Below are 13264 nucleotides of genomic sequence, written 5' to 3'. Positions count from 1 at the left end.
TTCCACACCCCGCCCAGGGTGGGCGAACAGGCACCGATCGCCACGGGTATTTGCTAGCAGGCCAAAGTGCCGGGAGGTTGTCATGAGTCAAAGTCCTTCGTTGCCGACCACTTTTCCAAACCGCATCGCGGCAGGCAAAGCCTTGATTGGCCTGCTGCAGGATTACGCCGATCGCCGCGACGCAATCGTTCTGGCATTGCCGCGTGGTGGCGTGCCAGTGGCCTTCGCGGTGGCCAACGCTTTACAACTGGATCTTGACCTGATGGTGGTGCGCAAGCTGGGTGTGCCCGGGCATGAGGAATTTGCCTTGGGCGCCATCGCGCCCGGTGGTGTTGAAGTGTTCAACGAGGATGTCGTGTACCACCATGCCCTGGATCAAGCGAACATCGGGGACATCGTTGAGCGTGAACAGCGGGAATTGGCGCGGCGCGAACAAGTGTACCGAGGTAACCGCCCGCCCCCCCAACTCAAAGGCAAGGTGGTCATCCTGATGGACGATGGGCTGGCCACGGGCGCCTGCATGAAGGCGGCGATACATGCGGTTCGCCAGCAGGCGCCTTTGCGCATTGTGGTTGCAGTGCCCGTTGCCCCGGCTGAAACCGTACAGGCGTTGCGCGATGAAGTCGATGACCTCGTTTGCGTGCTGACGCCGGACTGGATGGTATCGATTGGCTACTGGTACCAGGATTTCAGCCAGGTGTCGGATGAGCAGGTGGTCGAGCTGCTGCAATGTGCCTGGCAGCCAACAACGGGAGGCACGGCGAGATGAACATTAACGAAGCAATCACCGGGCGCCGCTCGGTGCGTGAATATACCCGCGATCCAGTGAGCGAATCCAAGATTCACCTGCTGATCGACGCGGCAATCCAGGCGCCCAGCGCCCGCAATGAACAGCCCTGGCGATTTGCGGTAGTGCGGGACCAAGCCCTACTTGATCAGGTCTCGGAAGCCGCGAAAGCCTATTTGCTCACTGCTGGCCCCGGCAGTAGCCCTGCCGGAGCATTCCAGGCGCGGCTTGGAGATCCCGCCTTCCAGATTTTCTACCATGCACCGGTGCTGATCGTGATCGCCGGACCAGCTCAAGGACATTGGCTGATCGAGGATTGTACCCTGACGGCGCAAAACCTGATGCTGGCAGCCTACGCTGCCGGATTGGGCTCATGCTGGATAGGTTTGGCCCAAGCGTTCCTCAAGACGCCTGAAGGCAAACAAATGCTGGGATTGCCTAAAGCCTGGATGCCGATTGCGCCTATTATTGTGGGGCTCCCGGCTGGACCGGTGCCGCGCGTACGGCGTCCGGCACCTGAAACGCTCTGGATCGGATGATAGGGCGGTGGGAATCTTCGGTCGACTTTAATGCTCCATATGGTACCAACGCTTGGCGAGGTTCAGGCCAACTTGGCCTTTTGGATCATTAACCCCCGTTCTGGTGGCGAAGCCGGTTCTGCAAGGCAGCAACCCATTGGCTTTCATGGGTTGCTGCCAGGTTATGCTGCCCTAGGCGATCAGCAGTTGATCTTCCACTTGTCGCACGCCGGGAACGGACCAGGCTGCTCGCTCCGCCACGGCGCGTTCGTGCCATAGATGCACTTTGCCTTGTAGCTTGACCACGTCGCCGTCGACCTTGACGCGTATATCCTGTGCACAGAGTTCCCCGTTGCGTTGGAACGCCTCTTCAATCCGTCGTTGGATGTCCAGTACTTTCAAATGGGGCTTGAGACTGATCTTGTTGTGGATACCCACCACGCCCGCCAACTTGCTGACGGCGTGTTCGACGGCGTCGCGTTGATACTGCCAATCTACTTTTCCTTCCAAGCTCACCCAGCCATGCTGCACCATGACCTGAATGTCCCCCTCCGGAATCTCTACATTCCAGGTAACGAGCTCGAGTACGCGCGAGGCAATGGTTTCGTCGTCGTGGCCTGCACCGGGCACTAGTTTTACCTGTATCTCCTCGGCAACAGCCCGCACGCCCTTAACGGCTTTGACGGCTCGCTCTGCGGCAATTTTCTGGGCGTAATTCTTGACGTTGCCGGTGAGGGTCACGATGCCTTGATGGACGGTCACACCAATTTCGGCTGCATCGATTTCGGGGACGAATTCCAGTTCGTCGAGGATACTGTTTCGCAGGATTAAATCGCTCATGGTCAGCTCCTGTTCATGGTTAGGGCAGCAGTGTTTGCCCTTCAGCGGTTTCTCGGGAAATTGGTGGTCGGTTTTAGCAACAGCCAGCAAGGTGTCGTTTGCCAACAGTCCTTGCCAGGTCAAGCGCTTGCCTCGCCGGCTAGATCCTCCGGCACGACCATCCATAGGCTGCAGGGCATGGCATTGACCAGTTGCTGCGCCGTACTGCCGACCGTACGAGCGCGGGAGGAGCGTGCCACTCGGCCCATCACGACCACGTCTACATGGTGCACGTTGACGTAATTGATCAGCACTTTTGCGGGGTTGCCGACAATCAGGTGGCGCTGGTGTTCGGCGATGCCATGGCGTTGTGCCAACAGCCTGAAAGCCTCAGCCTGGGCGGTAAACAAAGTAGTGGCCTGGTGGGAAGACAGCAGCGCCCTCACGCTGTCGGTCTCGAATTCGTCGGCGCGTATCGAGCAAAGGTCATGGGCATAGACCACATCGATAGTGGCATGACACAGCCCGGCCAGCTTGACGGCTTCATGAAGAATGCGGTCGTTCATGGCCTGGTAGCCGTCGCTGGTATGGAACGGGTCTACCGCTGCCAGGATGCGTTGCGGCAACACGTTGCCGGTTGGGTCGATGAAGTACAGCGGGGCACCACACCCCAGCAGCAACTGCGAATCAAGTGTGGTGAAAATCAGCCTTGTGAGCCAGGGTACCTGTTCGACTTCTTTGATCACCAGCTCAATCGGTTGTTCGCGCAAATGTTCAAGGATTTGCCGGTAAGGATCATCCAGCCATGTCACCTCGGTGGTAATGACCAAGCCCTCGCCGCGTAGCGGCGCCACCTGAGCTTCAAGCCACTGGCGGTGGCGCTGCAGATATTCCTGCTTGGCAGGCTCACTGAATGGGCGGTTGAAGGGGCTGAGTGTTGCCAGGCCCTCGAGGTAGTCGAAGGCGGCCACATGCAATGGTTTGCCTGCTGCCTTGGCGAGCGCGGCAGCCCTGACCAACGCCGCATTGGAGGGCATCAATGGGGATAGCACGAGTAAGTACCGCGATAGTTCCGACATGACGCGCCTCCGGATACAAGGATGGTCCGCCAAGCTTTACGCCAGATCCTGACTGGCGCTTGATCTGCGTCAGATAATCGGCGAAGTCCCCAGGATGGATTGCTTGATAAAGATCAGAAATGGGCTAGGGAAGCGGGGCGATAATGACTTCACACCGATTGATGCTCTACAGGAAACCGCCAATGAACACGCGATTGACGACTGCATTCTGCGCGCTGCTGGCATTGACCGCAGGCTGTTCCCAGCAGCGTGCCAACGAGCTGGACGCAAGGCTTGAGGGAATTGAGGCCAACGCCGCGACTGCCAGGTTGAGAGCTGGCGAAGCTTTGGTGAAGGCTGAGCAGGCCATGCAAATCGCCACCCACGCCCAACGTGACGCCGAAGCCGCGAACGAGCGCGCCATGCGGATCATCAGCAAAGCCGCTCGCAAATAGCTATCGCGTCGGTCCCGGCAGGTGGCCCGGAGCACGGCGCACTCTATCGTTGCCCACCGCAGGAATGGTCATGACCAGCAGTGCCCGAGTGTTATTGATCGCAGGCCCGGAGACGAAGCGTACCCCGGCGTTTGACCGGGCAATGGGACTGGCCAGGGCCATGGGGTTGCCTTTGCATATAATGGCAATCGACTTCTTCGAGGCGTTGATGCTAGCTGGCTACCTGGACAGTGAACACGTGGAGCGGGCTTGCAACGCCTACGTGGACAGTCATCGGCAGTGGCTTGATGAGCAGGCCCACGCCTCTCGCCACCTAGGCATTACGACCACTGTGGAGGTGGTGTGGACGCGTGACGCCTTCGAGGCCGTGCGGGAGTTCGTGATCCAAAATCCCGTAGCAATGATCATTAAGGATGCCCACCCGGAAGCGCTGGTACGCCGTATATTCTATTCGCCCCTGGATTGGCGCCTGTTGCGCGACTTGCCCACGCCAGTGCATCTGGTTACCGGCCCAGGGGCTGCTGTGCCCAAGCATATCGCGGCCTGCATCGACCTGCTGCGCAGCGAAGCGCAGGACGTTGATTTCAACGACCACATTGTCACGGCGGCCGTAAAGCTGGCCGAGCAGTGCGATGCACAATTGCAGTTGCTGCATGTGTTTGATTGGTCGGCCGCTTTCATGGCTGATGCAGGCATGAGCGGCATGCCCTTGGATACGGGCCTCTATACCGTGCTCAGTCAGGCTCAGCACCAGGCCTTTCAAGCATTGGCTGACCGGCACGGGGTGCCCGAGGACCGGCGATATTTTCTTGATGGCCTGCCGGTGCAAAGCATCGACGATTTTGTCGCGGCCAAGAGGATCGACGCGTTGGTGATCGGCACGCTGCGCCAGCACGGAATCAAACGTCGGATTGGCAGCACTGCTGAACGATTGCTGGCCGAGGCCCCCTGCAGCTTGCTGGCGGTAAAGCCCGATGAGGTGAGTGGCTGGAACGAATTGATCGCTTGACCACACGAGTGCCTAGGCAGGCCACATACGGCGAGGGCAGTACCATGCACCTGACATTTCTCGGGGCGGCAGGAACCGTCACTGGCAGCAAGTACCTCCTGGAGGATGAAGGCCGCTACCTATTGGTCGATTGTGGGCTGTTCCAGGGTTACAAACAGTTACGCCTGCACAACCGGGAGCCACTGCCGCTTCCGGCCAGCGGGCTGCAGGCGGTCGTGCTAACCCATGCGCATCTGGATCACAGTGGCTACCTGCCACTGCTTGTGCGCAATGGCTATCGGGGGCCGGTGTATGCGACGGAGGCAACGTGTGAGCTGGCCCGGATTCTGTTGCCCGACAGTGGCCGACTACAAGAAGAAGAAGCGGAATATGCCAATCACCATCACTACAGCCGCCATCATCCGGCATTGCCGTTGTACACCGAGCAGGATGCGCATCGTGCGCTGCGCCAGCTTCGCCCGATCAGTTGCCATCACCCTGTGCAGGTAATGCCCGGGGTCAGCTTGCTGTTGCGCAGCGCTGGGCACATCCTTGGGGCGGCGACTGCGCAGTTGACCGTGCACGGACAGACATTGGTGTTCTCCGGCGACCTGGGGCGTGCCGACGATCCCGTGATGCGGGCGCCGGAGCCGATAGTACAGGCTGATTACCTCCTGGTGGAGTCCACTTACGGCGACCGCCGTCACCCGCCTGACGCAGCGCTGCAACAACTGGCGCAGGTCGTCACCCAGACAGCATTGCGCGGAGGCATCACCTTGGTACCGTCCTTCGCCGTCGGCCGTACGCAACTGCTGATGTATCACCTGTATCGGCTTAAGGCCACCGGTGCAATCCCCGATCTGCCCATCTATTTGAATAGCCCGATGGCTACCGACGTTACCCAGTTGTATCAACGCTTCTGCCGAGAGCACCGTTTAAGTGCACAGGACTGTGCCGGGATGTGCCATGTCGCGCGCCTGATCAAGACCGTCCCCGAGGCGATGGCCCTGGAGCGGCTGCGTACCCCCGCGGTGATCATTGCCGCCAGCGGCATGGCAACGGGAGGGCGTGTGTTGCATCATCTTAAGCAACTGGCCCCGGACCCGCGCAACACGCTGCTGTTCCCCGGCTTTCAAGCCGGCGGCACACGCGGCGCGCAAATCGTTGCGGGAGCACCTTCGGTACGCATACACGGCACTGAGGTGCCCATTCGCGCCGAAGTCGTCACGATGCAGTCGATGTCAGCCCACGCCGACGCTGATCAAATCATGCGGTGGCTTGGTGGTTTTGCCACGCCACCGCGGCATACTTATGTGGTGCACGGCGAACCTGCAGCCAGCGATACCTTGCGCCGGCGTATCAGCCTCGAGCTTGGCTGGTCTGTGTCGGTTCCCGAATACCGCGACTGCGTGGACTTGAATATCCAGCACGATGACCCTCAGGGTACAAGTACTATCGCGCCGTTGACCTGACCTGAGCGCAGGTTGGCCAAGGCCTGATTGGCTTGGCTCAATGCCATGGGCGTCACATCACAGTGCACAGGACTGTGCTCCAGGGTCTTGAAAAATGCCACGCCGTCTTCACGGGTCAGGTTAGCGACTGACCGTACGCTGCGTTCGCCCCATAGCAGGCGGTAAGGGAATGTTGGAATGTCACTCATGTGGATGCCTGCGCAGACCACACAGCCGCCTTTGCTTGTCGAGCGCAATGCCTGCGGGACCAGTGCGCCGACCGGTGCGAAGATCACGCTGGCTTCCAGCAGCTGAGGAGGGACCTGGTCAGAGGCGCCCGCCCACACGGCGCCCAGTGAACGGGCATAAGCTTGACCTAGTGTGTCGCCCGGCCGGGTGAACGCATAGACGTGCTGACCACGGCTGCGGGCCACCTGGATGGCCAGGTGCGCCGCAGCGCCGAAACCATAGAGCCCCAAATGTTGCGCAGGTTGTGCCATCTGCAGCGCACGAAAGCCGATCAAGCCGGCGCACAGTAAGGGCGCCGCTTGCACCGGAGATAGGCTGTCGGGCAAGGGAAAGCAGAAACGCCAGTCAGCTACGGTATACTCAGCGTAGCCGCCATCGAGCTGGCAGCCGGTGAAGCGCGCCTCATCGCATAGATTCTCCCGGCCCGAGCGGCAGAAGGCGCACGTTCCACACGTCTCGCCCAACCAAGGCACCCCCACCCGCCGACCGATCCAGCGAGGGTGTACCTTAGCTCCCACCGCGATCACTTCGCCAACGATCTCATGCCCCGGGATCCGTGGCAGCACGGCTTGGGGCAATTCACCGTCTACCAGATGTAGGTCGGTTCGACACACCCCGCAGGCCTGGACTTTTATCAATAATTGGTGGACCCCAGGCGTTGGGGTAGGGTACACCACCTGCTCCAGTGCTGTTCCGGCGACCTTCAGGACCATGGCGTTCATCGTCGCGCTGGTCACGGCTTACTCCTGCGGCGGGCGACGACAGCCCACCACTTGCTGCTTGAGAGCTTCCATGTCGTTGACCCGTACCTCGCGGCCGTTGATCTCCACCAGTCCCTGGTCCCGCAGATGGGCAATGCTGCGGCATACCGTTTCCAGGCGCAGCCCCAGATAGGAAGCGATTTCTTCGCGGCGCATTTTTAGCACGAATAGGCGGGACGAGTAGCCGCGCGAACTCAGGCGCTGGGACAAGTTGAGCAGAAAGGCGGCCAAACGTTCATCAGCGCTCATGTTGCCAAGCATCATCAGCATTTCATGATCACGTGCGATTTCTTGGCCGAAGATTCGATGCAAATTGTGCTGCAGGGAGGGTAGTTCGCAGGCCAGCTTCTCCAGCTGAGTAAAGGGCAGCGGGCATACTTCACTGTCCTCCAGCGCCCAGGCACAGCAGGTGTGCCGTTCGCTGCCGATGGCATCCAGGCCCATGATTTCGCCAGGTAGCTGGAACCCGGTAACCTGCTCCCGGGCATCCAGGGACAACAGCGTGGTTTTGAAGGAGCCGATCCTGACGGCAAATAGAGCATGCAACGGATCGCCAACTAAGAACAACGAGCCACCCCGCCTGACTTTAAGGCGCTGGGCAATCAAGGTATCCAGCCGCTCGACCTCCACACCGTTCAGTCCGATGGGTACACACAGTTCGAGAACGCTACAGTTCGAGCAGGCCGCCTTGAGGTAGTGAGCCGACAGACTACGGATTTGGGCCATCAGCGTCACTCCGAGAGCAGCCAGTCGGCCATTATAAAACCAACTGCCGACCTCTGGGCTCCGCTGGTCTCAGCGCTAATTGCACGCGACCAGCGGCAGTGCGTCGAAGACGGCGTCAGTGGCGTTTCCAGTATTTCTGCATTTCCAAAAATAGGAACGACGCGGTCCAGGTGATCAGCACCAGCCCCGTCAAGGCTTCCAATCCGGTCAAGTACTTTAGCGGGCCTAGAGGGGCGACGTCGCCAAAGCCGATGGTGGTGTATGTGGTAAAGGAAAAATAAGCACAATCCATGAGCGACCCGTCGAAATTGCCGGTAAGTGTGCCCCAACGACCGCTGCGGGCCATCAGGAAGTAGACCATGGCGAAGCACCAGACCTCCAGGACGTGGGCGAGCATCGCGCCGCACACCCCCAGGGCCAATCGAAAATGTCCCCAGAGATTGAGATGGGTCAGTGCGTCGTTGAGCCGCAGCAGGCATTCGTAATGGATGACCACGGCAAGCATCACCACCAGGGCGTTGATCAGCGTGACTGTTAACATCGCGATTGTCTCCGGCGGGAGGGTAGGGCGTCATCACGTACCGTAACTCTAGCCAGTGTGGCAGCCGTGCAGGGTGGACGCTTGAGCGATGTCAAAGACCCGCGACAGTTTGATTCAAGTCAAACCGGCGTTGGTGAATAGGGCGATGCTGTCCCTCAGCAAATCGGAGAGGGCAGACCATGAAACTGATGGAATGGCGCGATCACGGTCAATCGACTGCGACCCAGCCCTTACCCCTGCGGCGTTCTTGGCTGCGCGAAGGGCTGATCTTGCTGTCGATCCCGCTGACGCTGGTCATTGGCTACGCCAGCGTTTTTCATTTCGCAGCACACGCGATGACCCAACTGGTCACCGACTGTACGGCACGTCTGGAGGCGGAGCTGTTCAGCGCCGACCTGGTGCCTACCGACTCAACCGTTTCCGCCGACCTATGCAATTGCCTGGCCCGCACACTGTTGGACAAAAATGGCATCTTACGCCTGGCGTTGGTGGATGTTCACCGCTATGACCCTATGGCGCTACAACCGTTGACCGACGTAGAAGAGGGCGCCTGCGTCGACCAGTGGTGGCGGCCATGATCGGGCCGTGGGTATGACTCGCTCGCCTAGGCCTGCATTATTGGTATGCAACGCCGGGTCTGCAACGCTCAAGCTCAGCTTTTACAACCTCGCACTGCCGATACCCACGCAAATAGCGCAAGGGCTGGTCATACGCGCGAGCGGCGCCACGCGTCTGCAGGCAATGACAGAACCCTTGGCGCCGATTATCAACACCGTATGGCCAACGGACGCTACGGGTATTTCTGGTACGGTACAGCGCGTGTTGGACTGGGCCGAACGTAGCGTCGGGCTGAAGGTACAGGCTGCCACGCACCGAATCGTCCACGGTGGCGACCGCCGTGAGGTAGCCGTGTGGGCCGATGAATCGGTGATTGCAGAGCTCCAGGCGCTAACCCCTTGGGCGCCGATGCATCAGCCGTTGGGCTTGGCCCCTTTGAAACACCTGGCGCGGTGCCGACCGACTATGCCACAGATGGCCTGCTTCGATACGGCATTCCACCAGACACTTGACCCCTTGGAGCGGCCTTTTGGCTTACCACGCGCCTTGATGCTGGAAGGCGTAAGGCGCTACGGCTTTCATGGATTGTCGTACGAGTACATTGCCACGGCGTTGGCTGAGCTCGATCCAGATGCCGCTGAAGCACGCACGTTGGTTGCTCACCTAGGCCAAGGAGCCAGCGTATGTGCGTTGAATCGCGGAGTGAGCCGGGCAACCTCAATGGGATTTTCCACCCTGGACGGTCTGATCATGGGCACCCGCTGTGGGCGCTTGGACCCCGGCGTGCTGCTTTACCTGCTGCGGGAACACAGAATGACGCCGGCAGCAATCGAGCATTTGCTGTACCACGACAGTGGGGTGCTGGGGCTTTCTGGAGGGTTATCCAGCGATATGCGAGTCCTGGCTGCTCATGACCACCCTTGGGCGAGGGAGGCTGTGGCGGTGTTCGTACGCAGCGTGGTCAAGGAAATTGGTGCCCTGGCAGCAGCAGTGGGCGGCATTGACACCCTCGTGTTAACGGGAGGCGTAGGCGAGCACCTGGCTTCGGTACGCGAGTCGATCTTGCGCGACTGCGCCTGGTTAGGACTGCAGGCCTTGGCGCCGCAGCCCGTTCAAGTAAACGCCCAGGCGGCTCGGTTATCGCGGCCTGGCAGCAAAGTGAGTGCCTGGGTTATTCCCACGGATGAAAACTTCGTCATGGCCAGGCACAGCTTGGCGTTGCTGTCCGCGTCCAGGCCTCTGCCCCCCATCAATCAGGAGCATTGATCATGCCGACCGTTAACATCGTTTGCGGAGATTTTCATCCGGGGCCATCTGCCTTTGATGGCCATTGTTTGACTCTGCAGCCTTTGGATCTGGATAAACCGTTGCTTAGCGTCGCCTGTTCCCATCTGACGGAGGTCGAGTGCGTGGGGTGTGAGGATAGCCTGTCACTGGCAAGTGCGCTGATGTGGGGTGGTGCCGGTCTGTTGCTAATGGGCCCGCTGGGCGCGCTGCTGGGGGTGGCATTGTGTGGAAGGCGGACCGAGGTCACGTTCAAGGCGCGCTTGCGGGATGGACGGGCCTTCGTAGCCGTGGCCAGTGCCCGTACCTTTCGACGCGTGTGTTCCAGCCAGGGTGCCAGGTCGAATATGTCGACGGCCCGTCTGGAACGGTCCAGATAAAAAGATCACGCGTCGGAGGCTTCAGGCGATCAGCAGATGATTGTCGACGTGCTCTACTCCAGGGGCTGCCCAAGCGGCATGCTCGGCCGCTTTGCGCTCCCGCCAGAGGTGCACGTAGCCATCGAGTCTGACTGACTTGTCTTGTACGTCAACCCTGATGTGGCGGTGGTCCAACTCGGCATTGCGTTGCAGCGCCGCCTCAATCTGTGCCTTGATATCCGGGGCCTGATTCGCCGGGCGGACCCCTATCCGATTGTCGATCCCGGAAACACCTGCGAGGGTCCGTACCGCGCGTTCGGCGGTGTGTTTTTGATGGTGCCAGGGTACCTCGCCCTGCAGCGTTACCCAGCCGTGCTGAACTTTGACTTGGATGCGGTCATCCGGTAGGTTCGCATTCCAGCGAATGAGATCCAGACAGCGGGCTGCGATTTCGTCGTCGGCAGGCGTTTCGTCATCGACAGCACGTACTTCGAGCTCCTCGGCAATGGCCTTGACGCCCTTGATGCTTTGCACCGCGCGTTCGGCAATCAGTTTTTGCCCATAGGTCGGTACGTGGCCGGTGAGGCTGACCACTCCATCCTCGACCGCCACGCCAATTGTCTGGGCTGGGAGCTGAGGACAGTATTCGAGTTCATCCAGAACGGCGCGGCGTAACTCCAAATCGTTCATGAGAGGGCTCCTGTCAGTGATGGCGGGTCTAGCCAGCCCTCTCGCCGCTCAGAACGAGAGGGCTGAAGGCTCAGCCTTTCTGGATCGCGATGGTTTTTTCCGATTTGATCGCCTCCGGTTTCTTCGGCAGCGAGATGCTCAGCAAGCCTTTGCTAAAGCGTGCCTGAACATTTTCCGGGTCCACCCCTTGGGGCAGGCTGAACAGCCGCTCAAAACTGCCATAGTGGCGTTCGGAAAGGTGGTACCCCTTATGCTGCTCATCTTTTTCGGCTTTTTTCTCCCCGCGAATGATCAGTTGCTGGTCGGTCAACTTGATCTCGATGTTTTTTTCGTCCATGCCCGGTAGTTCGGCGGTGATTTCGTAACTCTTTGCCAGCTCGCGAATGTCGACGGCGGGCTCCCGGCCCGCCATCCACTCGTAGCGGAAAAAAGGATCGCCGTCGAAAGGACTACGGCGCAGAGAGAAGAAATTTCCGCTTAGGCCAAAGTCCTCGAACAGGCGGTCCACTTGGTTGCGCAGGCGATCCAGGGGCCGCCAAAGTTCACTGGCAGGCAGTGGATGGGTTGCCGCCGGGCGGACCGGCATTTTTTTTACTGAATTGGACATGGTGGCGCCTCCTTCTGTGGATGGAAGTACACTTGTATCGTCATCCAACTACCCTGCGTAGGTTTGATCCAGATCAGACACAGCATGAACGGTCATGGGTTTAATCGCCTCAAGTGCTTTGCGGGCAATCGGCAAATCGTTCAGCAAGCGACCCCGCGCCGGTGGTACAGGCGTGTCAACTGGCCAGCTATGGAGGTGTGAGATGACCCGCCCATTGCGTTTATTGTTTCTGGCGTGCGCCACAGCCACTCCAGGCTACGGTCTGGATTTCGCGAGCGATTTGGCGCTGGCACTGAAGGCCCCGCTGCATGTGGCCTATTTTACCGATCCACAGGCAGCCGATGCTCACTCGGCGGGTCCTGACCCGACTGTCGTGCCGGTAGGCGACTCTCTGGGCCAGTGCCTCGACCGGCAAGCTGCGAGGCTCAGGAGCAAAGGGCTGGACGTCATTTCCGAATGCGTGGCAGCGCGAATGAGTGCGCCGCACTGCGTCGCCTATGCGCAGTGCATCCAGGCCGACATCATCATCAAAGAATTGACGACTCAAGCCCAGACCCTGTCGCCAATGGACTGGGAATTGCTAAGCCAGAGCCCGGTATCAGTCATGTACATCCAGCCAGGCCTCCAGGGAGCGGGTGGCAAAGTACTCGCGGCGGTAGATGTCGAGTTGCCTGTACGCCAGCAGGACAATGGTAATAACGCTACCATCGGGCTCGCCCAGTATTTGGCTAACGCTCTGGAGGGATCACTGGACGTGGTCAGTGTTTACGACAGTGCGGCGCACAGCGCTGCAACCGCCAGCTACGAAACGCGGCAACAGGCTTTCTTCGCATTGGCCGCCCAGCATGACATCGCTCCCGCGCACCGTCATTTTCTGGCCGGGACGCCGGCCAGCGCGGTGCATTCCTACCTGCAGCGGAGCCATTTCGACTTTTTGGTGATCGCGTCTGCTAATCACGCCACCCACGCCTGCGCTATTGGCACCATTACCGAAGGCCTACTCAAACATGCACCTTGTAGTGTCTTGGTCATGAAGCGGTCTTGCCTGCAAACGGCGGTTGGACGGGGTAAGCCTGATGACGCGGTCGAGGCACAGCGATCCGCTGATGCAGGAAGTGATGTCGCTTGAACGCTGCCCAGGATCGCAAGCGCGCAGCAGCCATGCGGCCCCTCCTTCCGAGGAAAAGTAAGGCTCATACGGCTGGGGCTGGCGTTGCAAACATAGAACTCGCTAACTTGGAACGCACCTTGCGTATGCCCCTTCGCGCCGGGAGGGGCAATGCGACCCCGATTCATGGACAGTCACCATATTTCATTGGGCGTGAGCCGGGCATCACGGCACCGCTGATGCTGGCAGAAACTCGATCTTCGACTCAAAAGAGGTGTGCAACTGCTGCCTGATGGTTCGCACAT

Annotated in this window: 15 protein-coding genes; 8 read left to right on the top strand and 7 right to left on the bottom strand. The window is 59.7% G+C overall.

Features of this window, described 5'->3' with window-relative positions; translation table 11 throughout:
• Window positions 1-82 precede the first annotated feature (82 nt).
• Together ACZ9GA_RS12505 and ACZ9GA_RS12500 are read left to right on the top strand one after the other, a co-directional pair.
• Window positions 83-769, top strand: coding sequence for a phosphoribosyltransferase (locus tag ACZ9GA_RS12505; RefSeq protein WP_457362380.1), 687 nt, complete (start codon window positions 83-85; stop codon window positions 767-769).
• On the top strand, window positions 766-1326 hold the full coding sequence (locus ACZ9GA_RS12500; RefSeq protein ID WP_457362381.1) for a nitroreductase family protein: 561 nt from the start codon (window positions 766-768) through the stop codon (window positions 1324-1326). The genes ACZ9GA_RS12505 and ACZ9GA_RS12500 overlap by 4 nt, the downstream gene beginning before the upstream one ends.
• A 171-nt stretch (window positions 1327-1497) precedes the next feature.
• Here ACZ9GA_RS12500 and ACZ9GA_RS12495 read toward each other — a convergent pair whose 3' ends face one another.
• A complete protein-coding gene (locus tag ACZ9GA_RS12495) occupies window positions 1498-2145 on the bottom strand; it encodes a BON domain-containing protein (RefSeq protein WP_457363740.1) in 648 nt (215 codons plus the stop codon).
• Window positions 2146-2264: 119 nt separating this feature from the next.
• A complete protein-coding gene (locus ACZ9GA_RS12490; protein ID WP_457362382.1) occupies window positions 2265-3203 on the bottom strand; it encodes a universal stress protein in 939 nt (312 codons plus the stop codon).
• A gap of 182 nt (window positions 3204-3385) precedes the next feature.
• Here ACZ9GA_RS12490 and ACZ9GA_RS12485 point away from each other — a divergent pair, with 182 nt between their 5' ends.
• The 3 genes from ACZ9GA_RS12485 (at window position 3386) to ACZ9GA_RS12475 (ending at window position 6097) form a co-directional block, all read left to right on the top strand.
• Window positions 3386-3637: an Lpp/OprI family alanine-zipper lipoprotein gene (locus tag ACZ9GA_RS12485; RefSeq protein ID WP_457362383.1), complete on the top strand. Its 252-nt coding sequence runs from the start codon at window positions 3386-3388 to the stop codon at window positions 3635-3637.
• 70 nt (window positions 3638-3707) lie between these two features.
• Window positions 3708-4646 carry a universal stress protein gene (locus ACZ9GA_RS12480; RefSeq protein ID WP_457362384.1) on the top strand — a complete coding sequence of 313 codons (939 nt, stop codon included), beginning with the start codon at window positions 3708-3710 and terminating at the stop codon, window positions 4644-4646.
• A gap of 44 nt (window positions 4647-4690) precedes the next feature.
• Entirely contained in the window at window positions 4691-6097 is a 1407-nt protein-coding gene (locus tag ACZ9GA_RS12475) for an MBL fold metallo-hydrolase RNA specificity domain-containing protein (protein WP_457362385.1), read from the top strand.
• On the opposite strand, the gene ACZ9GA_RS12470 is transcribed toward ACZ9GA_RS12475, so the two are convergent.
• From ACZ9GA_RS12470 to ACZ9GA_RS12460, 3 genes are all read right to left on the bottom strand, one after another.
• Window positions 6064-7047: a zinc-dependent alcohol dehydrogenase family protein gene (locus tag ACZ9GA_RS12470; protein ID WP_457363741.1), complete on the bottom strand. Its 984-nt coding sequence runs from the start codon at window positions 7045-7047 to the stop codon at window positions 6064-6066. The two genes, ACZ9GA_RS12475 and ACZ9GA_RS12470, sit on opposite strands and share 34 nt — an antisense overlap.
• A gap of 18 nt (window positions 7048-7065) precedes the next feature.
• Window positions 7066-7812, bottom strand: a complete 747-nt coding sequence (locus ACZ9GA_RS12465; RefSeq protein WP_457362386.1) for a helix-turn-helix domain-containing protein — start codon at window positions 7810-7812, stop codon at window positions 7066-7068.
• Between the two features lie 115 nt (window positions 7813-7927).
• Window positions 7928-8353: a potassium channel family protein gene (locus ACZ9GA_RS12460; protein WP_457362387.1), complete on the bottom strand. Its 426-nt coding sequence runs from the start codon at window positions 8351-8353 to the stop codon at window positions 7928-7930.
• 179 nt (window positions 8354-8532) lie between these two features.
• Between ACZ9GA_RS12460 and ACZ9GA_RS12455 the strand changes: the two genes are divergently transcribed.
• A complete protein-coding gene (locus ACZ9GA_RS12455) occupies window positions 8533-8931 on the top strand; it encodes a hypothetical protein (RefSeq protein ID WP_457362388.1) in 399 nt (132 codons plus the stop codon).
• A gap of 13 nt (window positions 8932-8944) precedes the next feature.
• Complete coding sequence (locus ACZ9GA_RS12450) at window positions 8945-10177, top strand: acetate/propionate family kinase (protein WP_457363742.1); 1233 nt, start codon at window positions 8945-8947, stop codon at window positions 10175-10177.
• Between the two features lie 419 nt (window positions 10178-10596).
• Here the strand turns inward: ACZ9GA_RS12450 and ACZ9GA_RS12445 are convergent, their stop codons facing one another.
• Window positions 10597-11244 carry a BON domain-containing protein gene (locus ACZ9GA_RS12445; RefSeq protein ID WP_457362389.1) on the bottom strand — a complete coding sequence of 216 codons (648 nt, stop codon included), beginning with the start codon at window positions 11242-11244 and terminating at the stop codon, window positions 10597-10599.
• A 70-nt stretch (window positions 11245-11314) separates the two neighbouring features.
• On the bottom strand, window positions 11315-11851 hold the full coding sequence (locus ACZ9GA_RS12440; protein ID WP_457362390.1) for an Hsp20/alpha crystallin family protein: 537 nt from the start codon (window positions 11849-11851) through the stop codon (window positions 11315-11317).
• Between the two features lie 202 nt (window positions 11852-12053).
• Between ACZ9GA_RS12440 and ACZ9GA_RS12435 the strand changes: the two genes are divergently transcribed.
• The gene (locus ACZ9GA_RS12435; protein WP_457362391.1) at window positions 12054-12980 is read left to right on the top strand and encodes a universal stress protein; all 927 of its coding nucleotides are present in this window, start codon (window positions 12054-12056) and stop codon (window positions 12978-12980) included.
• Window positions 12981-13264: the final 284 nt, after the last annotated feature.

The sequence above is a fragment of the Pseudomonas sp. TE3644 genome, assembly GCF_056278815.1.
Note: the sequence above shows the minus strand (reverse complement) of the source record. Positions and strands in the feature narration are given on the sequence as shown.